The following is a 22,612-nucleotide window of genomic DNA, read 5'->3' on the forward strand; positions in this document are numbered from 1 at the left end:
AACCTGCCGCGCATGATCGTCTCCGCCGATTCGAGATGATAAAGTGAATCATCAAGTCCCCTCCCTGGCGAGGGGGTTTTTCAGCAGACTGCTAGTGGAATTCAGAGCGCAGAACCTTCGTTTACTTGGATACGGAAGTTTGACGAGCAGAACGGTATCGAGCCAGAAGCACGTCCAAAGTCACGCCTGAAGCCAAATGCCGCTTCGCAGAGCAAGGCTCGGTCCCGCGCCCGGAGCAATTGAGTTAGTGCTTTCGCTCCGGCGTAGCAGGACAGAAGCTGAAGCCAAAAAGCGCATTGCGTCCCTAAGCTGCTCGGCGCTTTTTCCGAGGCGCGGTGGCCTTTGTCGTCAACTTGCCCGACCCGGCATTCGAACCCGAGCGACACCTCCGAGTGCAGATGCAAGAACCCTCGCGCTGAGCGTCTAGCCGCACCGCGAACTCTCAAACCTGACCCGAAGGTACAGGTTCAGCTTCTATACAATTACGGCCCGCACTTCGGAGGGCCTGCGACATTCGTTCGCGACTGCCCGTGATCCGAACGTTCAGACCTCACGTTTTCGGACTTGGCTGCGGCGTGGGTGCGGCTTGAGGAGGCTGAGAAGGTGTCGAATTGCTCGGCTGCTGAGGGCCTATGGTGTCGCCGCCTGCATGAGGAACGCACGTGCCGATGTTGCTGAGCAGGCGTTTGGCCTGGAGGTCGCGCACCTTTGAGTATTCGCGTCTTCGCTCGAAATTGGCCGCGGCCCACCGGTCCCAGACCTCGAAGGCGTCGGTGTAGTGTTTTCGCATCTGCTCCTCGGCGGCAAGGCAATCGGCGAACTTGTCCAACACCAGGTCGGTGTTGACCGGTGTCATGCCTCCTACCAGGACAACGAGCATCCATTTCATCTTGCTTATCGCCATTCCCACCGCGTGAATTCTTCGCTCACGCGAAGAATTCCGGTCATGGGGTTAGATCGCCCGGCGGCTGCGCCCGGCCACAAAACCGTAGACAAGAAGCACGATGATGGCACCCACGACCGCCCCCACCAGCCCAGCGCCTTCTCCAGGCCGATACCAGCCCAGAGACTGGCCAAGATAGGTCGCAACGAACGCGCCCACTATTCCCAGGATCGTCGTGAGGATGAAACCCGAGGGCTCATTGTCGCCGGGCATGATGAACTTCGCGATGACGCCTGCGATGAAACCGATGACGATCGTCCAGATGATGCTCATATCTCTTCTCGAGTCTTGAGTAGTGTTATCCCGCCGATTGCGCCGGAAGACGTCCGTCAGGCGTGTATTTGTCCACCGCTGTCGGAAGTTCGCGAGACAATCGGTCGAGGATCTCTTGCTACGACAGGCCGGTCTGCTGCTCCAGTTTTTGAAGAACGTCCGGACCGATAGCCTGCTGGAGTTCGGGCGGGGTGACTTCGCGGTTTGGCCCTTGATTGATCCAGGATTGGGCCGCGTCGCTCTGTCCGTTCTGCTTGAAGTGCTCGAGCAACTCGCCGATTCCGCCGTTCAGCAGCGAACCCACGCCGCCGCCTCCCACAAGGCCGCCAAGATTGCCGAGCATGCCGCTCAGGGAATCCTTGGCACCCGCCGGCTGACCGGAGGTGGCATTGCGAAACATGTCCGCCAGCTTGTCCCGATTTTGGTAACCGGCGATTGCGAGCATACCCAAGAGGGCGGTCATTGATGGCATTCCCCGGCTCATTTTCGGCTCCTGAGTTGGATGATAATCATGCGCAAGAATGGCGGCCCGCCCGGTGGCGGGCCGCCGGGTAATTTAGCGCATTCCGGTGCCATAGAGTTGGCGTTCTCTGCGGACCTCGTCCGCGCCATAAGGCTGGGCAGATGGATCGTAACTCTTCCACCCTGCCTTCTGCCAAGCTGCGCTCCGGTCGCGCAGATTAACGGCGGACTGGTTCAGGATCGCGTCGTAGCGCGCGCGCTCCGCATCCGGCACACGAGCCGAAACCAGCGTGCCGCCGCGCCTCACACCTTCAGCGTAGAGTGGTGCTTCCTCATCGGATACGCCGGCCTGCGTCAACGCCCCGACGACTCCGCCCGTCGCGCCGCCGGCAACGGCACCGAGCGCGGTTGATGCGAGCCATCCGGCCGCCACGACCGGACCTAGGCCGGGGATAGCCAACAAACCAAGGCCAGCGAGCAAGCCGGCCGCGCCACCGAGACCCGCGCCGAGGCCCGCTCCCGTAGCGGCACCTTCCGCCCGATCGTCAACGCCATCGCGATCGCGATCGACCTTCTTGTCGGTGCTGTACCAGTTATCGGAATTGTTCGCGACGATGCTCAGATCCGAATGCGGCACGCCCGCGGCCTCCAGGCTCGTTACCGCGCGCTGCGCATCGGAGTAGTTATCGTAGAGTCGTGAAATCGTAACGGTCATAGTGAATCCCTCTCAATTTCGCTGCCGCGCGCCAGGTTATTTGGCCGCGTTCACGTTGCCCTGGAAATCCAGACTGACATTGGTCGAGGCGCCGCTTTTGCTGGCCTTTCCGCGCCAAACGCCGTTGTCGTCCTTCTTCAGGGATGTGACGTTGGTGTAGCCCGCCTCCTCGATCTTCGATTTGGCCTGGCCTTCGGTGAAGCTGTTGGCGCCTTCAACCGGCTTGCTGGAATTATTCTGGCCGGAACTGTTGACAGCATTATTGTTCGGCCGATCGGTCGCCGTCGGATTTTGCCCAAACGACGGACCCGCCAGAAGCGAGGCAGCCATCAGCAGCAGAAAAGACTTCTTGTTCATTTCGTCCTCCAGTAGTGGCACGGCACAACATACGCCGGGCTGAGAAGTTCCAGGTTTTCCCGGTCCCGGGGGCGATGCAGGATCTGCAAGAAGACGGCAGCGGCCGTCGGCTGTGCACTTCCAGTAATCGGTGTCCTGATCGCCGTGAGGCCGCAGGGTGCTGCCTCACGGCACCCTCGGTTTTGGTCTACCTTCCTGACCGCCGGACCGCGCTTGTTTCCAGGCAGGCCCTTGACGTTGGACGGGTCCTGTTTTCGAGTATTCGGCATGGCCGATCACTCGAAGTCAGCGCACTAAGCCAGCGGGCTGTCCGTCGAGTAGATCGAGCAACAGCACCGCGAGGCCGACCGCCTGAACAACCGTTTCGGCAAGGATTTCCGGATCCTGAAGGGGATCGAATCCATATCCTCGCCGACGGCTCGCTGGACTATCCCGACGAGGTCTTGGAGCGTTTCGACTTAGTCGTCGCGAGCATTCACGGTGGCTTCAAGTTGGAAAGGAAGGCGCCGACGCAGCGCCTCGTCCGAGCAATCTCAATCCACACACCACAATCATTGGCCACATGACCGGGGCGTCAGCTGCTGCGGCGATCGGGTTACGACATCGACGTCGAGAAGGTGCTGCGCGCCTGCGCCAAGTATGGCGTTGTCCTCGAGGTCAACGCACACCCCCTGGCGGCTCGATCTCGACTGGCGCTGGCACCAGAATGCGCTTGAATATGGCTGTATCTTCATCATCAATCCCGACGCTCATTCCATTCGCGAGCTCGATCATGCGCACTGGATGTCGAAATGGCCCGCAAGGGCGGCGTGCCGGCAGATCGCGTCCTGAACGCCATGCCCCTTTCAAAATGCTTGCGTATCTTGCGAAACGCAAACGCGCGGCTGCAAAAGGCTCTCGTCGCCGTGCCCCCTCACGGGAATCTTCCGTGCGATAGATGAGCACCCCGCGCGCCGTATCATTGCCAAAAACAAGCGCGGGCATTCTCCTGTTCCGGCGTAAAAGCGGAAGTATGGAAGTTCTCCTCGGGCATTCAGGCGGACCATTCTGGAAGAAAAGGATCACGGTGCCTGGAGCATTCCGAAGGGGCTGATTTCATTCGGCGAGGCGCCGCTCGACACAGCTAAACGGGAATTCGAGGAAGAGACAGGCCACAGACCCCGCGGAGAGTTCACATCGCTTGGCGAGGCAAACCAGCCGCGCGGCAAAACCGCACATGTCTGGGCTGTCGAGGATGGCTGGAATCCGGATGAGCTCAAGAGCAACATGTTTCAAATGGAATAGCCGCCGCATTCAGGCAGGGTTCAGAGCTTTCCTGAGCTGGATCGCGCCGGGTGGTTCAACATCGCAGAAGCGCGCGAGCGCATCCTGAAGGGCCAGGCTGTATTTCTGGACCGTCTTCTGGCAAGTGCAGTGCAGTAGCTTTCGTCAGGGCGGGAACGAGAGCTCCGCGCAGATGTTGTTACTCCAAGCTATGACAACATCACTCAGGAGGCCTCGATGGGTTTCGGCAAAGGTGCACTTCTCTGGCTGATCGGCATTCCCCTTCCCATCATTCTTCTTCTCGCTCTTTTTATGCATCACTGAGGCACCCCGATGACGAGCCTGACGCACAAGCTTCCGCCGGATCGCAGCAAGATAAACCTGCAGGACAGGACCGAGCTGCACTACTGGCTCAAGCACTTCCGTCTGTCCCAGGAAGAGTTGCAAAGGGCGATTGATAAAGTCGGTAATTCGGCGGCTGCCGTCCGCAAGGAGTTGGCGGTTTAGCCGAAGGCGCGCGGTATGCTCGCGATCTTCAGGAGCGAGGGCCGAGCGCTTTATTATCAATTGGATGTTTTTCGTACTCACGCACGACTTTTCCCGCGGGCTTGTCTCCGCGCAGGCCGAGATAGACAGGGTGCCTCATTTCGCCGGAGCTTGTCCATTCGGTGAATTTCACCTCGGCGACAAGCAGCGGCTTTACCCATGTGGTAACGGCCTCATCTTTCACTTTTTTTCCGAATGGTGATTTGGCAGTCTTCAGCTTAACGAGTTTTTTGTGAAGCTCCTCCAACGCTTCATGACTGAATCCCGTGCCGACATGTCCGATATATCGCCAGCCATTTTCTTCACGCAGCGCAATGGTCAGGGCGCCGAAGAACGGCCGCGTCCGCCGCGGAGCTGTGAAGCCCGCAATGACGACCTCCTGGCGCTTAGCGGTCTTGATCTTGAGCCACTCATCGGTGCGTGCGCCAGACAGGTATTTGCTGTCCGCGCGTTTTGCCATGATGCCTTCGAGACCCTTCCGCTCGGCTTCCTCGAAAAATTTTGTCCCAAATGTCTTCCGGTCGCGGCTGAACGCGATCAGCTTGTTTTCGGGTAAAATGGCCTTCAGCCGCTTCTTGCGTTCTGTGAGCGGCAGACGACGAAGGTCTTCTCCATCCTTAAACATCAGATCAAACGCACAGTATTGCAGCTTCGCTTCATGGCGGAGCGCATTCTGCAGCAGCTGGAAATGAGAGACGCCGTCCTTTCCAAGAGCGACAAGCTCGCCGTCGATGACGGCGTCGGCTTTTACGCCTTCCAGCGCTTTCGCGACCTCGATATAGCTCTTGCTGATAATCTTGCCGTTGCGGCTGTAGAGAGTGACCTTGCCGCCTTCGATCTTTGCCACCATGCGGAAGCCGTCATACTTGTCTTCGAATATCCAGCCCTTGTCATCGAACGGCGCATCAGTGAGCGTCGCGAGCATCGGCTGCAGGCGCTTCGGCAATGTGGAGACGCGGGCCACTATGATGCGCGCCCTTCGACTACGTTGCGGAATGAAAGTGAACGCAGGCTTTCGACGCCGGGAATGCTGTGGTGCCATTTGGTGCGCGAGGGAGCCCGCAGAAGATAGATGGAGCGCGGCTCGGCAACGAGGTTCATTCGCTCGAATCCGTTTTTTTTCTTCTACGGAGCCGGAACGTGCAGGGCGACAGGAGTGAGATGCCCACGACGTCGCCAAATACCGAGCGGTCCTTGTGCCAGCCGATGCCGGCGCCCGGCGCGTATTCCGTGACGAGAACCTGCTGAAAGCTACCGGAAGCGCTTCCGGCAAAGGTTTTGGCGCGGGCGCGAAGCTCGCTGAGGACTTTCGGCATATCTTCCGTCTTCGTAAGGCCCCCGCCGTTGAAATCGTAGCGCCAACCGAAGGAAACGGTCCGGCGCTTGCCGGTGAATCCGTGAAGCTCAAATTCGCTGAACGGCAGGCGCTCGACATGACGCAGCAACGCGTGCTCCTCCTCGGGCACGAGAAAGTCCGGCTGATACTTCGTGCCTTCCGGAAGGTGGGGCGCTCCGAAGAGATCTAATGTGGTGCTACGTTCGCGCACTCGTCTTTTTCCGCGGCTTTGTTTTGGACGACTTCCGGTCACCGCGATGGACCTGCCCCGCCTTGGCCACCTTCTTAGCCTTCGTGCGGCGATCCTGTGAGAGCGAGCGGCTTACGTCGTCACTCTCCTTGATCTGGCCCTTGGCGACGCGGCGGATATACCGCTTGTCACCGTTCGGCTCGATCAGCTCGCGCCTCGCTGCGGCCCGCCATTTGGTAATTCGCTTCATATCGTCTCCCCAGTTTGGTCTCTCCGTACCCAACTTCCCGCAAAGCCGCAGAGTTCCGTGTGCCGGGGCGCGCCCGCGCCCGGGTCTTCGTCCCGGCCATCCGGTGACGATCCCTCGCGCAGTAGCTGCGGTCGCCGGCCGCTCTACTTCGATGGAGAACAGATAATGGCCTGCGAACAGGCGGCGTTGCAGTCACCTTGCCCAAGCCCAAGGCAGAGGGCCGGTTAGGCATCTACAACACCATCGGTCGACCTTCGATTAATCCCGAGGTCAACGTGGTGGGGGCGTCTTGCCGCAGAGAGCCCGCGCATATACCGCACAAGGCGCGATGTTTTCAGCCGATCCCTGTTGGTGGCCAACCCATTCCGAACACACGAGAGTTACCACCAGGTGCCGAAGTCATGCCGGCGGTCTCGTCGACTGAGGCACTGCCGCCCTACTCTACAGTCACGAGCCACTGCCGAAATAAACAACGTGTAGCGCCTCGTTGTGTTCACTTTCGCACCGTCAGTTCCCACAGATGGAACGTACATGTCGCCGGTTCTGCAAAGGCGGAGAAGAGCAGGTGGGTTCGGAAAGGGAGAATAGGGGTGCGAGCCGGCCCCACAGTAGACTACTCCGCCTTCTGAGCACGGATGATTTCACAGCGCTCCAAGCCAATCTCGAGGAGATCGAGGGCCGTTCCGGCCAAGTGCTCTATCATCCGGGCGACCACGTGGAGAACGTCTATTTTCCATGTGGGCAAGCTCTGGTTTCGTTTGCGGTAGCGGTAGAAGAGGACCGAGACGTGCAGGCCATTATGGTGGGGAATGAAGGGGCAATGGGTGGGATAGTCAGCCGCGGGTTTCTGCCAGCCTACTCCCGAGTCACAGTCAGACTTGGCGGCCCCTTAGTCAGGCTCTCAGTCCGCAAGCTGGCCGAAGCGCAACACCAGTCGCCTTCGCTGCGGCAATTGTTCGCACGATACGCTGACTGCTTCGTAGCACAGATCTTCCAATCGACGGCCTGCAATGCAGCACATTCTGTCGAGCAGCGTGCTGCGAAGTGGATCATCAGTGCGGTAGAGCACAGCGGCGGAAGCGAAGTGCGAGTGACGCATGAGCAACTTGCCGACTTTTTGGGAATAGGTCGGACGTATACGAGCCGGATCATCCAACAATTCAGGACTAGCGGTCTCATCGAAACCGGGCGCGGCACCCTCATTGTGCGCCAAATTGCGGCCCTCCATCAAAGGTCCTGCAAATGCAATTTTTGGGTAAAAAAGCATTTCGAAGAGGTCTTCACCGCGACCGATGAATGACCTCGCTGACGAACCAACCGTGTTGGATCGTCGGAGTAGCAAGGTCCCATTGATTCTGTCACGGGCGCTAAGAGCAAGGTGGGTCCCCCTAGGGGGGATAACTGCACCCCGGAGCCATATTGAGGTTTCACGCGCTTGAGCTGAACGCCGGCCTGGGGCCTCATCAAATCATTGGCGGGCGACGGAGTCTCTGGAACCAATTTACTTCAAACAGAAACCGAACTTTTCAGGACACAGGAGCTTCTCTCCAAACAGCAACTCGTGAGTCCCGCCATGTGCATACTGCCTCAGCTCGCGTTGGTGGTTGAAGATGATTCGGAACAGCGCGAAATCCTCGTCGAATCGCTTAAATCCCAAAACATGGACGTCATTCAGTGCGAGAGCGCAGAAGCGGCAGAACTGGTGACAGCCCGCCTCGGTGCGGACCTTGCGCTCCTCGTCGCGGATGTCGGACTGTCTGGAGGCGGGAACGGGATAGAACTGGCACAGTTCGCCCGTTCGAACTTTCCTGGAATGAATATTCTCGTTATTTCCGGGAATAGACCTGACTGGCTACCACCTGAAATGGGCTTTCTGCCAAAGCCGTTTTCACCGGCGGACCTTGTCGGAGCGCTGGTCTGTAGGCCCGTTGGACACAACGACCGCTTGCGCGAGAGTCCGCCCCACGGCGACGGATGGATCTACGAGATCAAGGCCGATGGACACCGCGCGTAGCTGCACCTGGATGTTGGGAGGTCACGGATGGTGTTTTCCAACCAGCACGGCGGGTAACAAGGGGGTCGGTGAAGTGGTCGGCGTATCACCGCGCGTTGTCGTTGGCGGGTCTCATTGTTTGTTCGTTATGTGCTGGTTCTGGCCGTCTGCGCGGCCCGGTGAAATTTTTCTGAAAAGTCGCGGCGTAACCCCCGCCATTATGCGGCCGGAAGTTAAGGCCCATGGTGAGAGAGATTGAGTCGGCCCCTCCCGGACCATGTTTGGGTTCTCATTTTGCATACAAACAAGGGACTTGGGGGCGTCGGTCCCTAGGCTATGGCTCGACGCTTCCGAGATACCCCTACCCGGTCATGCTGCATTGTCCCTAAGGCTGTCTTCGTACCAAGCGTCATAGTCTGCGCGCTCTGCTTCCTCAGCAGGTGTCAACTCCCGTGGCTTCCTGCTCTCCCATTCGGGTGGCTCACGGGGCTCGCTGATGGTTTGCGGCGTCGGGTTTGCGTACCTCACCGGCTCGGGCTTGGTTGGCAGCGGCGGCTCGTCGTCAGGCCGGGTTGTCGGTTCTACGAATGCGTCGTTGTTCCCGGTTAGGATGACGGTACGGCCCAACAGATCCGCGCTGTCATCGATTTGCTCAAGGCCGGCCGCATGCACAAGCCTGGCGAATTGGCGCTGACCCTCGAATTGCGACTCTGCGTCGTCGTCCTCCAACAACAGGATACGCTCATGCTCGAAGCCGTCGCCGTCCCTTGCGGTAATGCGCAACTTGGTCGTGCTTCCCGCCTTCACAACGTCCGCAGATGTGATGCGAGCGGTGGTACGGATGGCAGGCTTGGCGGGTTTGGCGGGCTTGGGCTCCATCGTGCTAGTGGGTTTGGCCCTACCGCGCACATTAACAATCGCTGCCGACTTCGCATCCTTGTGAACGATTGGGAGATCCTGCAGCCAATTCTCCCCGACCAACCAGTTATGAGGCATGACGCGCCAGCGCGGTTCAATGGCGTGCTCAGCGTAGTGTGCTGCCCACCGGATAGCCTCGGCAATGATCGCGCTGGCAAGCTCGGGTGATGGATCTAGCTTGGCCCAAGCCGCCTTGGCCTTGGCGCGCTGCTGCTTGTGGGCGTAGGCGTTCCAGAACTCTTCAAACCCACCGGCTGGGGTAACCTCGGCTTGGGCGCCTGGAACTGTATCGCTCGCTCTTCCCTGCGGCGCTTCCCCCGACGCGGGCGCCAGCCCCGCGGCGTGGGGCGGCGTAGCCGGCGCAGCAGAATAATTACTACTACTCGTAGCCCCGTCCTGTAGACGGGTCTGAGTAGTAGGGTCTTTGTCACTCGCAGGGTGAACACTAGCCGATTTAGCGTCACCTACAGGGTGAACAGCGGTGTCACCTACGGGGTGAACGCTAGTAGCGTCACCTATAGGGTGAACACTAACTGGGAATTGCCCCATGGAGGCCAGTTCCAAGAGCTGCCAATTAATGCTGTATCGGCTCCCGCGCCGACCCTTTCCCTTCTCATCCTCGAATAGGTATTGCCACTCGGTGAGGTCGCGATTCCCGCTGGCGATGTTCTGGATTGAAATAGCCTTACCAGTCGGACTGCGCGCCAACATCTCGGTCTGAGTGCGCCGTACGCTCGCGAGGCTCGTCCAGTTGTAATGCCTATGCGCCCAGCCAAGATGAAACTCCCACAATCGCTTGTGGCGGTACGAGGCGCGCGGGTCGTAATTCATGAGGTCAGAAAGTTTCGACCGCTTCACCAATCGACTGGTGTCTTTGGGGTCGTTGATGCCGTCTGTCCAATACGGATACGGCACTGCGCTTGCGCGCGCTTTAGCTCGGGGTTCGGTCATACTGCGAATGCTCGTCCAGTTCGAGTTTGTTCAGGGCCGCACGAGCAATGGCGTTGACCATTGCCGGGTCGAGGGACATCGAACGTCCGCCTCGGTCTGTGTTGGGGCCAAATACGCGGAATGAGCGGTCGGGCATCCGGGCTACGCGAAGCCCGAACAGTTTCAGCCCGTCGACGATTTCGACGTCCACATGGCCAAGCGTGTTGCCAGCGTCATGTGGCGCTGGCCTGAAGTTGAGGATCTTCATCGCTACTATCCTAAGGCGCGGCTTGCCGCATATTGCGGTTTCGGCTCAAAAAGCAGTTCGCCGTCCAACTCACACAAAATGAATCCTCTGCGGTCCATCTCCGCCGTTGTCAAAGCGAGTTGTCGGTGCATATCTGTCAGACGAGGGTCCGACATGACGCGGTGAATCCACACGCGACGCTTTGCTCGATTGCCCATGTTGGCCTCCGGTTGGTTGGTATGGACTAGTGCGGCTTTTTGGGCCGGACGCTAAACGCTCGCGCAACAGAAACGCCAGGTTGGCTCGGTACTCTGGGCATAAGAGCGGATCGCGCGGTGGTCTAGGCGACCGCTGAGCCGGGCTGGTGACGGTCACCGGACCTTTTTCAATCAAAAAAGGGGTCACGCCGGCCTGCCGCTCTTCCACCCGACAAGGATGGTCTTAAGAGACTCCAACTCCGCGGCGTTGACAACTTCGCAGCGCGCCCACGCAACCGGCTCTATCAACTCCCTGATAGCGCCCTCGACACAATCGCGCAGGTCGCGAGGGTCCATGGCATCAAGTTCCCAACATTTGTTGCCGTGATGCTGCGTGAACCAGCGATGGCGCGGGTCCTTGTTCTTGTCGGCTGCCGAGAACGACGGCAAGCCCTGTACTTGGCTAGGTGTCAGGGCTACGCGTCTAAACTTGATGTGGTCGCCTCCGTACTCTCGAAGGCGTTGCGGCAGGTCCTGCTCCGACATGTACATGCCGCTCGGATCGAAGTCTCCGACATAGAGAATAATAAGTTCGCGCCCGTGGGTGTCGTCGGCATCGTCATGCACGGCAGTCGCGCTGCTGAAGCCATGCTGAACGCGAAAGCCGACGGCGTATTGGTGGAGAACTGGCTTCAAGACGCCGCGAACCGTGCCCTTCTCGGACCACACCTCGACTCTGTAGGGCTGCTGGTCCCAGAAGTCTCGCCTGTAGGAGCGCGATGCCGTAGTGGCGTACTCTTCCGGATTGCTCCATGCCGAAACCCGCTCAAGTTCTCGGGTCTCATCGACAATCCAGTCCCAAGGAATTGTGCCCTGTTCTCGCGCGACACGCAGGAGTCGATACACTTTCTGCATATCGTTGGTCGACATTGACGAGATAAGGCCACGGGTGAACAGCTTGTAGCCGATGCCGCGACCGGTGACGGGGCGAACCTCTTCGGCGATGTCGCGCATGGCAGCAATCAAGTCGAGCGAGGCCCGCGCCATGCCACGACCCTTTTTCAAACCTGTTTGAAAAAGCTCCGGCATGACCGAAGCGACGATGGCGGAGTCCTCCCGAATGCTCCTCACGCCGCCACCTCGCCAGCCTTGATGTTGTCGTTGGTGACATACTGCCCAAGCCGACGCCTAGCCCGCGCCATCACATCATCCTTCGACTGCAGGGTCGCTAGTTCCCGCTCCAGGCGTTCCACGTAGGGCGCAAAGCCCGGCCGGTCGTGCAGCACCATTACCTCGGCGACGAGGTCGAGGGCTGCGTTAAGGCGCTCTGCGGTGACGGCAGGCGCAACTTGAGTTTTCATGATGAGAGTCGTTTCGGTCGGGCGTGTTGCAGCCGAGTAACCGAAAAGCGCTTGCCGGGCCGAAACCCTCAAATGGCAATCACGCAGACGCTGTGCGTCGTGGATGTAAAAGTGATATGATTAATATTGGATATTGACAAGTTCGAAGCCGTACTAAACCGACCTTTATATTTTTCGCAGAAGTACACTAAATCCATAGACAGCTCATTGCTGTCACCGCCACCCGAGTCGACCCAGACGTAGATACACCACGTAGATACATGTCGAAACGATGAAACAGTATCCAATTGAAATGTAACATAAAATCACGTCACTTACCACGGTTCGATTCCGCTAGGGAGCGCCACGGCGCAGGGCTCCGAAAAAAGGCCTAGCACAATCAATCTGTTACGGAGTCGCCGAAACGGCTGATACACAGTTTGCTACATTTTGATAGTGTTTGTTCTCGCTGCGTTCACGTGTCACAGCGCGCCATGATCACGATCAAGATCCGCAAGCACGAGGCCGTGGACGACACCGGCAGTTACGAGGTCTATTTCAGCGACGGGCGGCCGAGCATTTACGCCTATTGGGACGAAGTGCCGGGCCGGCGGATGCGGCCCGAGATTCTGACGCGCAACCAGGGCCTCGAGCAAGCCCGGCGCATCGCACGCGCCGAGGCCACAAAGCTCGGTTCTGGAGCGCATAGCTGAGAACCATCGCCCCGCGCGCGCTGCCCTCGGCCCGCGGCGGCCTCGAGGGCGCCGCCGCGATCGCGCAGCTCGCCGACGATTTCATCGTGATCTCGACCCGCAGCGAAGGGGCCGCCCTGCCCGACCTGGTGCGCATGGGCTGGCGCAAGTCGCAGGTGTTTGAGCACGAAGACGCGGCTCGGATGCTGGCCTATTCGCGCCAGAACGGAGCTGCGGTCTGACATGGCGCGCAAGCTCCCCCTACCACTACAACCACGTTTGCCTGCTCAAACTCAGCCCCTTTGAGCGGGCGCCGCGCGGCGGCTGGCGATTTGGAACGCGGCGGATCAGTGACGGCGTCGCCGATCGCCTGATCGCCAGCGGCCGCGCGGAGATCGTGGGCGGCCGCCTGTGCCGGCGCCAGGACGTCGCGGAATGAGCGAAAAGCGCTGCCTCACAAAGCAGGAGGCCGCCGAATACTGCGGCTGCAAGACGCTGGCCGCATTCGACCAGTGGCGGGCCAAGGGCATCGTGCCCGACGCGATCCCCGGCACAAGCCGCTGGGATCGCAAGGCGCTGGACCAGGCGCTGGACCGCGCCTCCGGGATTGTGACAGTCTCCGATGCCGAGCTTACCCCGTACCAGCGTTGGAAGGCCGACCATGCCAGGAAGACCCAGGCTGCCTAACAAGCCCCTCAAGCTTAAGGGTATCCATCGCGTCAAGAAGCGACAGGCAGATGGGTCGATCAGGGTCTATCTCTATCATCGCGCCACCGGCCTCCCGCTCGACGAGAGCAGGCTCGCCGAAACATACGCCGACGCCGAAAAGAAAATGCGCACGAAAGGCGAAGGCTCCTTCATGCAGCTCATTCGGCACTTCGATCAGTCCGCTTATTTCGACGGCCTCAGCGAGGAGAGCCGGAAGCAATATATCTGGAAGCTGAAGCGCCTCGAGGCGCGCTGGGGCACTTGCCCTGCCGCGACCTTCAACGATGCCGACGATGCGCTGGAATTTCGCAAGGATGCGCTGGCGTGGCACAACGAGCTCGGCAAGGCCTCACCGCGGTCGGCCGACAATTTGGTGGCCGCGCTCGCCCGCGTGCTGTCGTTCGCTCGCGAGAAAGCCGTCATCAAGTTCAACCCGCTCGATACGTTCGCGCGGCTCTACCGGAGCCACAGATCGGACCTGACATGGCCAGACGAGCTGCAGCAGCAGTTCGTCGCGAGCGCGCGAATGGCGATGGCGACGGCGATGATCCTGGTGCGTAATACTGCGATGCGCGCCAGCGACATTCGGAAGTTTCCCTGGACGCGATACGACGGCAGCCGCGTGCAGATCCGCTCGACAAAAACCGGCAAGCTGCTCTGGATTCCGGCAACGCGCGAGCTGAAGGCGCACCTGGACAAACTCAAGGAAACGAAGGCCGGCGCTCTGGTGATGCTGACGCCGTCCGGCAAGGCCTACACGAAGCGCTATTTCAACGAGCACTGGCGCGAGGACTGCGACAAGGTCGACGTCATCAACGCCGACGCGATCGCCGCAGATCCCGACGCCATCAGAACCGCTAGCCTGAATTTCCATGACAACCGAGGCACGGCCGCGACGCTGCTCGCCGAGGCCGGCGCGACGGCGCCGGAGATCGCGGAGGCTTTGACCTGGACTGTCGACAAGGCGCAGAAGGTGATCGATCTCTACCTCGCGCGGCGCGGCGTGCTGGCGGCGAACGCGATCAAGAAACTTGAGGATCACAGAGACCGGATAGCGAGCGGATCAACAAATACTTGATTGATTGCGCATCCTTGCTAACCAGCAATCAATCTCCCGGCGCTTCTTACCATCTCAGGATATCGGCTCAGAATAGACAGCACTTTTTGCCCTCGTGAAGAGTGCGAATGCAGCACATTGAACTCTTCTGAAAGGCGCCGCACGATCCAGCGCTGATGTTGAGCAGTAACTTCATAGTTAAGCTCGTTCAACCCTCGTCGGACGTGATTCGCAAAATCGCCAGCCAAAGCAACACCCGAGACATATTCGGGCTTTTCGCCATAGTGGCTTTCGGCACCGAAACGAATTATCCAAGGCAATTCTGATTTAGTAAATCGCTGCATCAGCTGATTGAGACGACTCGTGAAGTCGCCATCGAGTGGCAGCTCGCTTTTTTTCTGATGAGCCACCGCAATTGGAAGTAGAAAGGCCATTTCTACTTTGACCTTATCTTTCCATGCAGTGACGAAGGTGCGCAGAATATCGTAGACCTGCTCGATGTCTCGCGGGGGAAGTCCAAAGAACTCAAAGCCGCCCGTTAGATAGGCTTCTAAGTTTGTAGATTCAGGCAAGGATATTTTCGTCTCGTCGATGGGCTGCTGTTGCAGAAGTTTCTGTAAAAATTTCAATTTTGGTGCGCGATCGAAATAGTAAGTGCGATTGAAAAACCTCGCCAAATACCCCTCACTGTTGAACCCGACTCCGTAGACCGCTCCAACGGAGTGACTCAGCTGAGCTGTGTCGGTAGCAACGACGAAGACTACTTGGTCAATATCAAATAGATGCTTCATCCGCTCCAGCATCGCAATGGCGAAGGGTGGCCGGCATCGATCCAGTTCGTCTACTAAGACGAACAAAGGTAGAGGCTGATTTTGCTGGAGACGATTTCTAGAAACTGGGTAAGATTCGTTCTAAACGTCGCGATTGTCCGCTTGGCCTCGCGAAATGAGGCTAAAAGAGCTTTGCCCTGCTCATCAACAAGGTTGCCAATTAGCTTCGCAATTTCGTCTACCGACTTTTCTGTGTCGGGCAAGCCAGTCTGCCAGATTGCACCAATTTCATCGACCGCCGAGCCCACCACTTTTTTCGCAAGATGAATGGTTGCTCCTTTCGCTGCGGCGACAGCGATCGCTCCTCCGGCGCGTTTCGCCTCATTCCATCGGTTACGAGCACGCTTCTCATTTTTCACGAGCGGCGCCACTGCCTCGTCTATGGCATCCATCACGGACAATAGGGGATCATCCGCATGATCGTCTTGCCACGCGTTGACATAGGCGACAGCAAAGCCGTCCGCAGCTAAAGTTTGGCCTAGCCGGGAGAGGAAGAACGATTTTCCCTGCCCCCATTCCGCGTCGATATTCAACACGTAGGAAGCAGGAAGGCCTGCTTCCTGACGCTCCATCACACGGTTGATCAAGAAGGACTTCAAGAAAGTCGCGTCAAGCTGGCGTCCCAGCTGATCATCTTCCCATATGTCACTTACGGGAGCGGGAGCATCTCTCGGCATCAATATCTCGCTCAAAGCAATTTTGGTCGCGATCGTGTCGCGTCTAAAACGCCGAATCCTGGAACAGCACACGAACGAAAATTGTAAACCGCTTGTAAACGGGCGGCCGGCTGTAAACGACTGCCCCTAAACGACATTGAATGTATTGAAAAAAATGGTCGGAGCGAGAGGATTTGAACCTCCGACCCCTAGTCTCCCAGACTAGTGCGCTAACCGGGCTGCGCCACGCTCCGAACGTCGTTCCATTAGCTAGGATCGCCGGTTTGCGCAAGGCGAGGTCACACCATTTTGGATTTTGGTGCCTCTGCCCAACGGCCCCGGAACTGCCCCAAGCGGAGGGAATCCGGCGTCAGGCGTCCTTCAGTGCCTGATCCAGCATTTCGCGGCAGGCCATGAGCTCAGCGAGCACCCGTCCGAGGCGCTCCCGATCGATAGCGCTGGGGCCGGGGGGCGCGGCGGGGGCGCCGCCCTTGCGGAAGGTGGTGAGGATTTCCTCGTCGTCGGTCTCGGAGAAGCGGAAGTCGATGCCCTCCTCCTCCTCGCCCTGGTAGTCGTCATCGTCGCTGTCGCGGGCGCCGCGGACGCCGGTCTCCTCCTCGGGCTCCATCAGGCTCGCGCCGACGGCGTCCTCGATGGCGCCGAACGAGACCGCGGCCGCGCCGTCGGCCAGGCCCTGCACCGATTTGACGCCGTGCTCTTTCAGGATCCGCTGCACCCCGCGGATGGTGTAGCCCTCCCCGTAAAGCAGACGGCGGATGCCCTTGAGCAGGTCGACGTCGTCGGGGCGGTAATAGCGGCGGCCGCCGCTGCGCTTCATCGGCTTGATCTGGGAGAATCGGGTCTCCCAGAACCGCAGCACGTGCTGCGGAATGTCGAGTTCCTGCGCTACTTCGCTGATGGTTCGGAACGCATCCGGCGCCTTGTCCAAATGCCAAATCCTTATCCGAAAGGCGGTTTAAGCCTCGGGTTGTACCTTGCTGCCGTCGCCATTGGTGCGGTGCTGGGCGTTGATCCGCTGCTTCAGAATCGCCGACGGCTTGAACACCATGACGCGACGCGGCGAGATCGGCACCTCGGTGCCGGTCTTCGGGTTGCGGCCGATGCGCTGGCCTTTCTTGCGGACCATGAAGGAGCCGAACGAGGACAGCTTCACCGTCTCGCCTTTCTCAAGGCAATCGGTGATCTCCTTCAGCACGAGTTCCACGAAGGCGGATGATTCCGTGCGCGACAGGCCCACCTTCTGGTAGACGGCTTCGCACAGATCGACACGCGTTACGGTTTTACTTTGATCGGTCATCGCCCTGCCCCACATCACGGCGAACAATTGTTGTCTGAAATTATGAGGTTACGATACGCCGGTCAACAGCGCTCATCAATGCAGACGCATCGATAATCGTGCTGATTCGCGCAAAATTTTATCGACTGTTGCTACCAGCGCACTAGCGCGGAGCCCCAGGTGAAGCCGCCGCCCATGGCTTCCAGCAGAACCAGGTCGCCGCGCTTGATGCGGCCGTCCTTGCGCGCCACCGCCAGCGCCAGCGGGATCGAGGCCGCCGAAGTGTTGCCGTGACGGTCCACCGTCAGCACCACCTTCTCCGGCGCGATATGGAGCTTGTGGGCGGAGGCGTCGATGATTCGCTTGTTGGCCTGGTGGGGCACGAACCAGTCGATGCTGTCGGCATTGAGCCCGGTCGCCTCGAAGGCGTCGACAATCACGTCGGTGATCATGCCGACCGCGTGCTTGAAGACCTCGCGGCCCTCCATGCGCAGATGACCGACGGTCTGGGTCGAGGACGGCCCGCCGTCGACGAACAGCTTCGCCTTGTGGCGGCCGTCGGAGCGCAGATGTGTGGTCACGATCCCGCGGTCGGTTGCGGCATTGCCCGGCTGCTCCTGCGCCTCCAGCACCACTGCGCCAGCGCCGTCACCGAACAGCACGCAGGTGCCGCGGTCGTTCCAGTCGAGGATGCGCGAGAAGGTTTCCGCACCAATCACCAGCGCGCGCTTGAAGGCGCCGGTGCGCAGGAAATTGTCGGCGGTGGCGAGCGCGAACACGAAGCCCGAGCACACCGCCTGAAGGTCGAAGGCCGCGCCATGGTTGATGCCGAGCCCATGCTGGACAGCGACCGCGCTCGCAGGGAACGTGTTGTCGGGCGTCGAGGTCGCAAGCACGATCAGCTCGATCGACTGCGCGTCCACGCCGGCGTCGGCGAGCGCAGCCTGCGCCGCCTTGAGCGCCAGATGCGAGGTGAACTCGCCCTCGGCAGCGATACGCCGCTCGCGAATGCCCGTGCGCTGCACGATCCACTCGTCGGACGTGTCGATGCGCGCCGCCAATTCGGCGTTGGTCACCACCTGCTCCGGCAAATAAGAGCCGCAGCCCAGCACGACCGAACGAATTTGAGTCACGAAACATCCTCCGGCGCGGTCGGCACGAAATTGAGTGCACCACCCTCGCGGTTGAGCATCTGATTGATCTTGTTGAGAAGATCGAATTTCACCATCTCATAGCCAACATCGATCGCATAGGCAAAGCCTTCGGCGCTGATTCCGCCATGGCTCTTGACCACGATCCCGTTCAATCCAAGGAGCACGCCGCCGTTGGACTTGTTCGGATCCATCTTGTTGCGCAGCGCCTGGAAGGCGCCGCGCGCCAGGAGATAGCCGAACTTGGACATCCAGCCCCGCATCATCTCGTTGCGGAGCAATTCCGCCATCTGCCGCGCGGTTCCCTCGGCGGCCTTCAGCGCGATATTGCCGCTATAGCCTTCTGTGACGATGACGTCGGCCACGCCCTGGCCGATGCCGCCGCCCTCGACGAAGCCGAGATAGTCGAGCTCCGGCAGGTTCCTGGCACGCAGGATTTCGCCGGCCTCGCGAATCTCCTCGTGCCCCTTGATCTCCTCGACCCCGATATTGAGCAAGCCGACCGTGGGACGGCTCTTGTTGAACAACACGCTCGCCATCGCCGCGCCCATGATGGCGAGCGACACCAGATGGTGCGCATCGCCGCCGATGCTGGCGCCGAGGTCGAGGACGACGGAATCGCCGCGCTTGGTCGGCCACATACCGGCGATCGCCGGACGGTCGATGCCGGGCAGCGTGCGCAGGTGGAAGCGCGACATCGCCATCAGCGCGCCGGTATTCCCGGCAGAGACCGTAACATCAGCCTCGCCCTTTTTCACCGCATCGATGGCAAGCCACATGGAGGAGGTCTTGCGGCCGCGCCGCAGCGCCTGGCTCGGCTTTTCCTCCCCGCTGACCGCGACGTCGGTGTGGATGATCTTCGAGGCGGCCTTCAGCGCGGGGTGGCGGTCGAGTTCGGGCTCGATCTTGGCGCGGTCCCCGACCAGCAGGAATTCGATCTCGCGATGCCTCTGGAGCGAGATGGCGGCTCCTGGAATGACCACGGCGGCGCCGGCGTCGCCCCCCATGGCGTCAAGCGCGATGCGAACCTTGCTTGGCATAAAAGTCCTGGAAACCTGGTCTGGTGCGGTCTTGAACGAGCGGGGCCGCAAAGTGGGTTCGCCATCCATGTACATGGCGGTCGGCCAAGCGCCACGCGCACCCGGACCGGGCCGCGACAATAGCGTTTTGTTATCCCGAAACAACCTCTTGCCCCCAGCCTTTTGCATCCGGGACGATCCGGCTGCGGACGGACGATTTCACAGGTAGTATATAGAAATCAGATAGATAACTTGACCTTTCAAAGCGCCGCCGCAAACACCTCACGCCCCCTGGCAAGGCGGTCTTCTGGGGAAGACGGCACCTATTTGTCTTTCTTCTTGTCCTGAAGAGCCTTCAGTACCGCAAAGGGATGGTCCTCGGGATCGGGGGCGGTGGCCTCCACCTCGAACACGACCCCCGGCTTCCGCGGATAGGGATCGACCGCCAGGAACAGCGCATCGGTGGCAAGCCTCCCGAGGTCAATGATGCCATTGACGATCGCCTCCGGCGGATCGGCGACATGCTCCTTATCGTTCTGCCCCTCCTCCATCAGATCGGCCAGCCGGCGCACCTCGGCCTCCGGGGCGAATATAAGGTCCACCTCTTCCCTGATCTCGCTCTCGATCGGGTCGAGCGTGACCACACAGATCTGGCCGATCCGGGCGTGAACGTGCCCCGTGACCTGGATCCGGTTGCCGCTTTTCGGCACGACATCGAAGGCGGCCTGGACAGAGAGGACCTCCCGCAAGCCTGCCGTCTCGGCCATGGCCTGCCGCTCGGCGGCCGAGGCCTCGAGCTTGCGATGCAGCCCGGTGTCGGGGATCTGTGCAACGACGACGGGCACCCGCCAGGGATCGGACCCGGATCCTGTAATCGGTCGGCTCATGGCGTGACATCCTCAGGAAGCGCTGGAGGAAACTTGAAGGACGCACCCAGCAGTGCGGCCTCGCCGGTCCGGCCCAGATCGGCCTCGGTAGCCCTGGCATAGTCCGCCAGCCGCTGCGCCTGATCCATGCCGGCTCCATTCAAGATATTCTTGCAGATCGCCGATGCCAGCGTCGCGGCGCCGCCTTCCATGGCCTGGTCGTAGGCCTGGACCCGGCCGTAAAAGGCCTCGCCGAAGGCCCGCATCCGCTTCGGCACGGTCTGGTCGCCTATCCCCATCTCGCGCAGATTGTCGTCCATGTCCTCGCAGAAGCGATCGAACAGCGCCTGCGACAGCTCGGTGGCGCCTTGTTGGGAAGCGCTCTGGACCGTGCGCAGGCGGCGCAGCAGCAGCCAGAGATGCAGCAGCAACAGGTCGAAACGCCCGTTAACCGTATCCGGCACGCCCAAGTCTCGGTAAAATATGGGTTCTCGCGCCTGCGTCACGATCATGCCATAGATGGCTTCAATGGTGCCCGGCGAGGCTAGCCGGGGTTTCCTGAAGTGATTGAACGGCCAAAACATTGTGGTTTCCGCAAGCGGGCGCGCGCGTGTTGCATTCAGAGTCTCCGCCCGGTACTTCAGCGCCTCGCGCGACGCAAGGGGACGGAATCAGTTCCGCTATGACGATAACGAACCAGACCAGCCGGCGCGCGGACAAGCGGCGCGGCGTTCAAGCACGTTGGCGCGGCTTGCGCCTGTTCGCGGCCACGGCCCTGGTTGGCGTTGCGCTTGCCGGCTGCACCGGCGAGCAGTTCCAGAAGGGTTACATCCTGCCGCCCAACGCGCTGGAGCAAATTCCGATCGGCGCGAGCCAGGATCAGGTGCTGATCGTGATGGGCACCCCTTCCACGGTCGCAACCCTCGACGGCGAGGTGTTCTATTATATCTCGCAGCGCTCGGAGCGCATGGTCGCCTTCATGAACCAGAAGGTGGTCGACCAGCGCGTCATCGCCGTCTATTTCGACAAGTCGCGACGCGTGCGTCGGCTTGCGAATTACGGTCTCCAGGACGGCAAGATCTTCGACTTCGTCAGCCGCACCACGGCGACGTCGGGCCAGGAGATGAGCTACCTCACGCCGATCTTCAAGCTGCTGAGCTTTAACTGAGCCTTCAGCCTGCGGCGTCGTGCCGCTGCGTGCGACTTGCCGTTGCGCGTCCTGTTCCATACGCTCCTTGCAAAACAAGAAGCAGGGAGTGGATTCGTGCCCAATAGATTGCTGTCCCGCCGTCGCGTGCTCACCGGTGCTGCCGGCCTCTCGGCCGCAGCGATCCTGCCGCGATCGAGCCTGGCAGACTGGAAACCCACCGAAAACGTCCGCGTCGTGGTGCCCGCCGCCGCCGGCGGTTCGACCGACGTGATGGGCCGGCTCCTGGCCGCGCATCTGCAGACCGCCTGGGGCCAGTCGGCCGTCGTTGAAAACCGCTCCGGTGGCGGCGGCACGATCGGCGCGGCCGAGGTGGTCCGTTCGAAGCCGGACGGCCACACCATCCTGATCGGCAATCCCGGTCCGAACGCAATCGCCTACAGCATTTTCAAGAACCTCACCTACAAGCCGGACCAGCTCCAGCCGGTCTCCAACATGATCCGGATCCCGAACATCGTCTCGGCGCATCCGAAGACCGGCATCAAGTCGATCGCCGAGCTGATCGCCTATCTCAAAACCAATCCCGACAAGCTCAGCTACGCCTCCTCCGGCGTCGGCCAGAGCCCTCACCTCACCGGCGCCTGGTTTCTCCAGCTCACCGGCCTGAAGATGACGCACATCCCGTTCCGCGGCGCTGGTCCCGCGCTCCAGGCGGCGCTCGCCGGCGACATCCAGATTCTGTTCGACAACCTCTATCCGAGCCTGCCGCAGGTGCAGAACGGCACCCTCACCGGCCTCTGCGTCACCACGACCGAGCGCAGCGACCTCGCGCCGAACCTGCCGACCATGCGCGAGAGTGCGCCGGAGCTGGCGAATTTCGACGTCTCGTCGTGGTTCTCGGTTTTCCTGCCGAAGGGCGTCTCTCCTGCCGTGCTCGAGGCGCTCAATCTCCAGGTGAAAGCGATGCTCGAGCGCGACGACATCAAGAAGAACATCGTCGCTATGGGCGCCCGTGCCGACTACGGCACGCCGCAGCAGTTTGCCGAATTCGTGGACGTCGAGACGAAGAAGTTCGCCGGCATCATCCAGAAGGAAGGGCTGCAGATGGACGTGCAGTAGGCGTCACTTCCGTCATGCGAGCGCAGCGAAGATTCCATGGGGAGTGGATAGCGACCAAGTCTGAGGCCAGACTGAGGTTGCAATACCACCCAACCTGGAGACGACGATGT

General features: G+C 60.3%; 29 protein-coding genes, 1 tRNA gene and 2 pseudogenes. 10 read left to right on the forward strand and 22 right to left on the reverse strand.

The annotated features are described in order from the left end of the window. Positions 1–550: 550 nt before the first annotated feature. The 6 genes and pseudogenes from ABIB06_RS37770 to ABIB06_RS38950 all read right to left on the reverse strand — a co-directional run bounded on the left by ABIB06_RS37770 (position 551) and on the right by ABIB06_RS38950 (position 3,734). A complete protein-coding gene (locus ABIB06_RS37770) occupies positions 551–889 on the reverse strand; it encodes a hypothetical protein (protein WP_354052956.1) in 339 nt (112 codons plus the stop codon). Positions 890–952: 63 nt separating this feature from the next. Then, on the reverse strand, positions 953–1,216 hold the full coding sequence (locus tag ABIB06_RS37775) for a GlsB/YeaQ/YmgE family stress response membrane protein (RefSeq protein ID WP_247353812.1): 264 nt from the start codon (positions 1,214–1,216) through the stop codon (positions 953–955). Positions 1,217–1,241: 25 nt separating this feature from the next. Next, positions 1,242–1,700: pseudogene (locus ABIB06_RS37780) on the reverse strand (YidB family protein). 72 nt (positions 1,701–1,772) lie between these two features. After that, positions 1,773–2,393, reverse strand: coding sequence for a general stress protein (locus ABIB06_RS37785; protein WP_247447410.1), 621 nt, complete (start codon positions 2,391–2,393; stop codon positions 1,773–1,775). Positions 2,394–2,429: 36 nt separating this feature from the next. Continuing rightward, complete coding sequence (locus ABIB06_RS37790) at positions 2,430–2,750, reverse strand: hypothetical protein (RefSeq protein ID WP_502916587.1); 321 nt, start codon at positions 2,748–2,750, stop codon at positions 2,430–2,432. Positions 2,751–3,407: 657 nt separating this feature from the next. Beyond that, positions 3,408–3,734 (reverse strand): hypothetical protein, encoded by a 327-nt coding sequence (locus ABIB06_RS38950; RefSeq protein WP_502916590.1) that lies wholly within the window; start codon positions 3,732–3,734, stop codon positions 3,408–3,410. Here ABIB06_RS38950 and ABIB06_RS37800 point away from each other — a divergent pair. Both ABIB06_RS37800 and ABIB06_RS37805 read left to right on the forward strand, forming a co-directional pair. Further along, a pseudogene (locus ABIB06_RS37800) lies at positions 3,712–4,172 on the forward strand (NUDIX hydrolase). The gene ABIB06_RS38950 and the pseudogene ABIB06_RS37800 sit on opposite strands and share 23 nt — an antisense overlap. A gap of 174 nt (positions 4,173–4,346) precedes the next feature. Further along, complete coding sequence (locus ABIB06_RS37805; RefSeq protein ID WP_247342586.1) at positions 4,347–4,520, forward strand: DUF3606 domain-containing protein; 174 nt, start codon at positions 4,347–4,349, stop codon at positions 4,518–4,520. Between the two features lie 28 nt (positions 4,521–4,548). Here the strand turns inward: ABIB06_RS37805 and ligD are convergent, their stop codons facing one another. The 3 genes from ligD to ABIB06_RS37820 form a co-directional block, all read right to left on the reverse strand. Then, a complete protein-coding gene (gene ligD, locus ABIB06_RS37810) occupies positions 4,549–5,523 on the reverse strand; it encodes a non-homologous end-joining DNA ligase (RefSeq protein WP_354052953.1) in 975 nt (324 codons plus the stop codon). A 133-nt stretch (positions 5,524–5,656) separates the two neighbouring features. Beyond that, entirely contained in the window at positions 5,657–6,106 is a 450-nt protein-coding gene (locus tag ABIB06_RS37815) for an alpha-ketoglutarate-dependent dioxygenase AlkB (RefSeq protein WP_502916588.1), read from the reverse strand. Beyond that, entirely contained in the window at positions 6,093–6,335 is a 243-nt protein-coding gene (locus tag ABIB06_RS37820) for a hypothetical protein (RefSeq protein ID WP_354052952.1), read from the reverse strand. Before ABIB06_RS37820 ends, ABIB06_RS37815 begins: the two co-directional genes overlap by 14 nt. A gap of 820 nt (positions 6,336–7,155) precedes the next feature. Here ABIB06_RS37820 and ABIB06_RS37825 point away from each other — a divergent pair. Both ABIB06_RS37825 and ABIB06_RS37830 read left to right on the forward strand, forming a co-directional pair. Then, positions 7,156–7,635: a Crp/Fnr family transcriptional regulator gene (locus ABIB06_RS37825; RefSeq protein ID WP_354070095.1), complete on the forward strand. Its 480-nt coding sequence runs from the start codon at positions 7,156–7,158 to the stop codon at positions 7,633–7,635. Between the two features lie 273 nt (positions 7,636–7,908). Then, entirely contained in the window at positions 7,909–8,349 is a 441-nt protein-coding gene (locus ABIB06_RS37830; protein ID WP_354052949.1) for a response regulator, read from the forward strand. A gap of 348 nt (positions 8,350–8,697) precedes the next feature. On the opposite strand, the gene ABIB06_RS37835 is transcribed toward ABIB06_RS37830, so the two are convergent. From ABIB06_RS37835 to ABIB06_RS37850, 4 genes are all read right to left on the reverse strand, one after another. Then, positions 8,698–10,197, reverse strand: coding sequence for an LvrA C-terminal domain-related protein (locus ABIB06_RS37835; protein ID WP_247341014.1), 1,500 nt, complete (start codon positions 10,195–10,197; stop codon positions 8,698–8,700). Then, positions 10,178–10,444 carry a hypothetical protein gene (locus ABIB06_RS37840; protein ID WP_354052947.1) on the reverse strand — a complete coding sequence of 89 codons (267 nt, stop codon included), beginning with the start codon at positions 10,442–10,444 and terminating at the stop codon, positions 10,178–10,180. The genes ABIB06_RS37835 and ABIB06_RS37840 overlap by 20 nt, the downstream gene beginning before the upstream one ends. 380 nt (positions 10,445–10,824) lie before the next feature. After that, on the reverse strand, positions 10,825–11,709 hold the full coding sequence (locus tag ABIB06_RS37845; protein ID WP_354052945.1) for a hypothetical protein: 885 nt from the start codon (positions 11,707–11,709) through the stop codon (positions 10,825–10,827). A gap of 38 nt (positions 11,710–11,747) precedes the next feature. Then, positions 11,748–11,981: a hypothetical protein gene (locus ABIB06_RS37850; protein WP_247341008.1), complete on the reverse strand. Its 234-nt coding sequence runs from the start codon at positions 11,979–11,981 to the stop codon at positions 11,748–11,750. 473 nt (positions 11,982–12,454) lie between these two features. Between ABIB06_RS37850 and ABIB06_RS37855 the strand changes: the two genes are divergently transcribed. The 4 genes from ABIB06_RS37855 (at position 12,455) to ABIB06_RS37870 (ending at position 14,438) form a co-directional block, all read left to right on the forward strand. Further along, positions 12,455–12,673: a hypothetical protein gene (locus tag ABIB06_RS37855; RefSeq protein WP_354049653.1), complete on the forward strand. Its 219-nt coding sequence runs from the start codon at positions 12,455–12,457 to the stop codon at positions 12,671–12,673. 86 nt (positions 12,674–12,759) lie between these two features. After that, on the forward strand, positions 12,760–12,894 hold the full coding sequence (locus tag ABIB06_RS37860; RefSeq protein WP_354049654.1) for a hypothetical protein: 135 nt from the start codon (positions 12,760–12,762) through the stop codon (positions 12,892–12,894). Between the two features lie 193 nt (positions 12,895–13,087). Next, positions 13,088–13,339, forward strand: coding sequence for a hypothetical protein (locus ABIB06_RS37865; protein WP_354049655.1), 252 nt, complete (start codon positions 13,088–13,090; stop codon positions 13,337–13,339). After that, the gene (locus ABIB06_RS37870; protein ID WP_354049656.1) at positions 13,314–14,438 is read left to right on the forward strand and encodes a tyrosine-type recombinase/integrase; all 1,125 of its coding nucleotides are present in this window, start codon (positions 13,314–13,316) and stop codon (positions 14,436–14,438) included. The genes ABIB06_RS37865 and ABIB06_RS37870 overlap by 26 nt, the downstream gene beginning before the upstream one ends. A gap of 17 nt (positions 14,439–14,455) precedes the next feature. Here the strand turns inward: ABIB06_RS37870 and ABIB06_RS37875 are convergent, their stop codons facing one another. From ABIB06_RS37875 to ABIB06_RS37915, 9 genes are all read right to left on the reverse strand, one after another. Beyond that, entirely contained in the window at positions 14,456–15,220 is a 765-nt protein-coding gene (locus tag ABIB06_RS37875; protein ID WP_502916558.1) for a hypothetical protein, read from the reverse strand. Positions 15,221–15,261: 41 nt separating this feature from the next. Then, a complete protein-coding gene (locus ABIB06_RS37880) occupies positions 15,262–15,834 on the reverse strand; it encodes a P-loop NTPase fold protein (protein WP_354049658.1) in 573 nt (190 codons plus the stop codon). Positions 15,835–16,079: 245 nt separating this feature from the next. Next, positions 16,080–16,157: transfer RNA gene (locus ABIB06_RS37885), tRNA-Pro, on the reverse strand. Between the two features lie 116 nt (positions 16,158–16,273). Further along, positions 16,274–16,852, reverse strand: coding sequence for a MerR family transcriptional regulator (locus ABIB06_RS37890; RefSeq protein WP_247349410.1), 579 nt, complete (start codon positions 16,850–16,852; stop codon positions 16,274–16,276). Positions 16,853–16,879: 27 nt separating this feature from the next. Then, positions 16,880–17,221, reverse strand: a complete 342-nt coding sequence (locus ABIB06_RS37895; protein ID WP_026311906.1) for an integration host factor subunit alpha — start codon at positions 17,219–17,221, stop codon at positions 16,880–16,882. A 131-nt stretch (positions 17,222–17,352) separates the two neighbouring features. Then, positions 17,353–18,333 carry a beta-ketoacyl-ACP synthase III gene (locus tag ABIB06_RS37900; RefSeq protein ID WP_247445486.1) on the reverse strand — a complete coding sequence of 327 codons (981 nt, stop codon included), beginning with the start codon at positions 18,331–18,333 and terminating at the stop codon, positions 17,353–17,355. Beyond that, complete coding sequence (plsX, locus tag ABIB06_RS37905) at positions 18,330–19,391, reverse strand: phosphate acyltransferase PlsX (RefSeq protein ID WP_354049659.1); 1,062 nt, start codon at positions 19,389–19,391, stop codon at positions 18,330–18,332. Before plsX ends, ABIB06_RS37900 begins: the two co-directional genes overlap by 4 nt. Positions 19,392–19,693: 302 nt before the next feature. Next, positions 19,694–20,257: a YceD family protein gene (locus ABIB06_RS37910; protein WP_247349413.1), complete on the reverse strand. Its 564-nt coding sequence runs from the start codon at positions 20,255–20,257 to the stop codon at positions 19,694–19,696. Continuing rightward, positions 20,254–20,820, reverse strand: coding sequence for a ubiquinol-cytochrome C chaperone family protein (locus ABIB06_RS37915; protein ID WP_247349414.1), 567 nt, complete (start codon positions 20,818–20,820; stop codon positions 20,254–20,256). The genes ABIB06_RS37910 and ABIB06_RS37915 overlap by 4 nt, the downstream gene beginning before the upstream one ends. Positions 20,821–20,918: 98 nt before the next feature. Here ABIB06_RS37915 and ABIB06_RS37920 point away from each other — a divergent pair, with 98 nt between their 5' ends. Next, a complete protein-coding gene (locus ABIB06_RS37920; RefSeq protein ID WP_247349415.1) occupies positions 20,919–21,404 on the forward strand; it encodes an outer membrane protein assembly factor BamE in 486 nt (161 codons plus the stop codon). 96 nt (positions 21,405–21,500) lie between these two features. Beyond that, the gene (locus ABIB06_RS37925; RefSeq protein WP_247349416.1) at positions 21,501–22,502 is read left to right on the forward strand and encodes a Bug family tripartite tricarboxylate transporter substrate binding protein; all 1,002 of its coding nucleotides are present in this window, start codon (positions 21,501–21,503) and stop codon (positions 22,500–22,502) included. The last annotated feature ends 110 nt before the right edge of the window (positions 22,503–22,612 follow it).

It is taken from the genome of Bradyrhizobium sp. LB8.2, from assembly GCF_040548035.1.
Taxonomy (GTDB): Bacteria; Pseudomonadota; Alphaproteobacteria; order Rhizobiales; family Xanthobacteraceae; genus Bradyrhizobium.

Bases quoted from the DNA above. Each gene is read 5' to 3' on its own strand.
- ABIB06_RS37770 (WP_354052956.1), bottom strand. From the start codon at position 889: ATGAAATGGATGCTCGTTGTCCTGGTAGGAGGCATGACACCGGTCAAC.
- ABIB06_RS37775 (WP_247353812.1), bottom strand. From the start codon at position 1,216: ATGAGCATCATCTGGACGATCGTCATCGGTTTCATCGCAGGCGTCATC.
- ABIB06_RS37785 (WP_247447410.1), bottom strand. From the start codon at position 2,393: ATGACCGTTACGATTTCACGACTCTACGATAACTACTCCGATGCGCAG.
- ABIB06_RS37790 (WP_502916587.1), bottom strand. From the start codon at position 2,750: ATGAACAAGAAGTCTTTTCTGCTGCTGATGGCTGCCTCGCTTCTGGCG.
- ABIB06_RS38950 (WP_502916590.1), bottom strand. From the start codon at position 3,734: ATGCCCGCGCTTGTTTTTGGCAATGATACGGCGCGCGGGGTGCTCATC.
- ABIB06_RS37805 (WP_247342586.1), top strand. From the start codon at position 4,347: ATGACGAGCCTGACGCACAAGCTTCCGCCGGATCGCAGCAAGATAAAC.
- ABIB06_RS37820 (WP_354052952.1), bottom strand. From the start codon at position 6,335: ATGAAGCGAATTACCAAATGGCGGGCCGCAGCGAGGCGCGAGCTGATC.
- ABIB06_RS37825 (WP_354070095.1), top strand. From the start codon at position 7,156: ATGGGTGGGATAGTCAGCCGCGGGTTTCTGCCAGCCTACTCCCGAGTC.
- ABIB06_RS37830 (WP_354052949.1), top strand. From the start codon at position 7,909: ATGTGCATACTGCCTCAGCTCGCGTTGGTGGTTGAAGATGATTCGGAA.
- ABIB06_RS37835 (WP_247341014.1), bottom strand. From the start codon at position 10,197: ATGACCGAACCCCGAGCTAAAGCGCGCGCAAGCGCAGTGCCGTATCCG.
- ABIB06_RS37840 (WP_354052947.1), bottom strand. From the start codon at position 10,444: ATGAAGATCCTCAACTTCAGGCCAGCGCCACATGACGCTGGCAACACG.
- ABIB06_RS37845 (WP_354052945.1), bottom strand. From the start codon at position 11,709: ATGCCGGAGCTTTTTCAAACAGGTTTGAAAAAGGGTCGTGGCATGGCG.
- ABIB06_RS37850 (WP_247341008.1), bottom strand. From the start codon at position 11,981: ATGAAAACTCAAGTTGCGCCTGCCGTCACCGCAGAGCGCCTTAACGCA.
- ABIB06_RS37855 (WP_354049653.1), top strand. From the start codon at position 12,455: ATGATCACGATCAAGATCCGCAAGCACGAGGCCGTGGACGACACCGGC.
- ABIB06_RS37865 (WP_354049655.1), top strand. From the start codon at position 13,088: ATGAGCGAAAAGCGCTGCCTCACAAAGCAGGAGGCCGCCGAATACTGC.
- ABIB06_RS37870 (WP_354049656.1), top strand. From the start codon at position 13,314: ATGCCAGGAAGACCCAGGCTGCCTAACAAGCCCCTCAAGCTTAAGGGT.
- ABIB06_RS37875 (WP_502916558.1), bottom strand. From the start codon at position 15,220: ATGCTGGAGCGGATGAAGCATCTATTTGATATTGACCAAGTAGTCTTC.
- ABIB06_RS37895 (WP_026311906.1), bottom strand. From the start codon at position 17,221: ATGACCGATCAAAGTAAAACCGTAACGCGTGTCGATCTGTGCGAAGCC.
- plsX (WP_354049659.1), bottom strand. From the start codon at position 19,391: ATGCCAAGCAAGGTTCGCATCGCGCTTGACGCCATGGGGGGCGACGCC.
- ABIB06_RS37910 (WP_247349413.1), bottom strand. From the start codon at position 20,257: ATGAGCCGACCGATTACAGGATCCGGGTCCGATCCCTGGCGGGTGCCC.
- ABIB06_RS37915 (WP_247349414.1), bottom strand. From the start codon at position 20,820: ATGTTTTGGCCGTTCAATCACTTCAGGAAACCCCGGCTAGCCTCGCCG.
- ABIB06_RS37920 (WP_247349415.1), top strand. From the start codon at position 20,919: ATGACGATAACGAACCAGACCAGCCGGCGCGCGGACAAGCGGCGCGGC.